At 67.9% G+C, this 1,162-nt stretch carries 2 protein-coding genes; both read left to right on the top strand.

Going from position 1 to position 1,162, the window contains the following annotated elements; genetic code table 11:
- Positions 1–651, top strand: a 651-nt coding sequence (locus LQV45_RS34275) for a CdaR family transcriptional regulator (protein ID WP_230012325.1), incomplete at its 5' end; no start/stop codon positions are given.
- A gap of 87 nt (positions 652–738) precedes the next feature.
- The coding region (locus LQV45_RS34270; RefSeq protein ID WP_230012322.1) for an ACP S-malonyltransferase at positions 739–1,162 on the top strand (424 nt) is incomplete at its 3' end.

The raw sequence follows: 1,162 nt of genomic DNA, 5'->3' as shown, positions 1-1,162 counted from the left end.
TGCACGGTCATGGTCGGGAATTCCCCGTCCGAACCAAGCGCCAGCTACGTCAGCGAACTGCGGCGCACGGCGGGGCGCTTCGCCGAGGACGCCCTTGTGGGGATCCAGGGCGACCGCCTCATCCTGATCCTGGGCGGGGTCCACGACCGGGAGACCGCGTACCTGAAACTCAGCGAACTCTTTGCCCCCGGCCCGGTGGTCTACGGCCCGGAGGCCGGGTCCCTCCTCGAGGCCAGCGGCTCAGCCCAGTCCGCCTTTGCCGGCCTCACCGCGGCCCGCGCGTGGCCTTCCGCGCCGCGCCCGGTGGCGGCCGATGACCTGCTCCCGGAGCGGGTGATCTCCGGCGACGACGCCGCCCGCCGCTCGCTGGTCAAGAACATCTACCGCCCGCTTCTGGCCGCCTCCAACGGGCTGGTGGAGACCCTCGGCACGTACCTCGAACTGGGCCATTCACTCGAGGCCACGGCCAGGGAACTCTTCGTCCATGCCAACACAGTGCGCTACCGGCTCAAGCGCGTCTGCGACGTCACCGGCTGGGATCCGCTGCTGCCGCGGGAGGCGTTCGTGCTCCAGACCGCCCTCGTCGTGGGCCGGCTTTCTGCCCCGCCGAAGGCCCCCACGGAGCGGCAACCTCCCCGCAACGGCTCCTGAACCGTTGTAGACTTCCTACAAACTGACCCAGTGAGCTTGGTGCATGAAAACACGAATGTTCACGCGGTAATTTGGAAAGCTGGTTACGTGCTTGCAATCGTTTGCCCTGGACAGGGCTCCCAGACCCCTGGTTTTCTGGCCCCTTGGCTGGAACTGCCACCCGTCGCAGGCCTCCTGGCCTCCCTCAGCGAAATAGCAGGCATCGACCTCACCGCCCACGGCACCACCTCCGATGAGGAGACCATCAAGGACACCGCAGTCGCGCAGCCGCTGATCGTTGCTGCGGGCCTGGTGACGGCGAAGTCGCTGTTCGACGTCGAACTCGGCACGCTTCCCGTCATCCTTGCCGGCCACTCCGTCGGCGAAATCACCGCGGCTTCCCTCGCCGGTGTCCTGTCGGAATCCGAAGCCATGACGTTTGTCCGCGAACGCGCCAACAGCATGGCAGCCGCTGCCGCCGCCACCCCGACCGGCATGAGTGCCGTCGTGGGCGGCGACCCCGCGGAGGTCC

The organism is Microbacterium sp. Bi128 (assembly GCF_918698205.1).
Note: the sequence above shows the minus strand (reverse complement) of the source record. Positions and strands in the feature narration are given on the sequence as shown.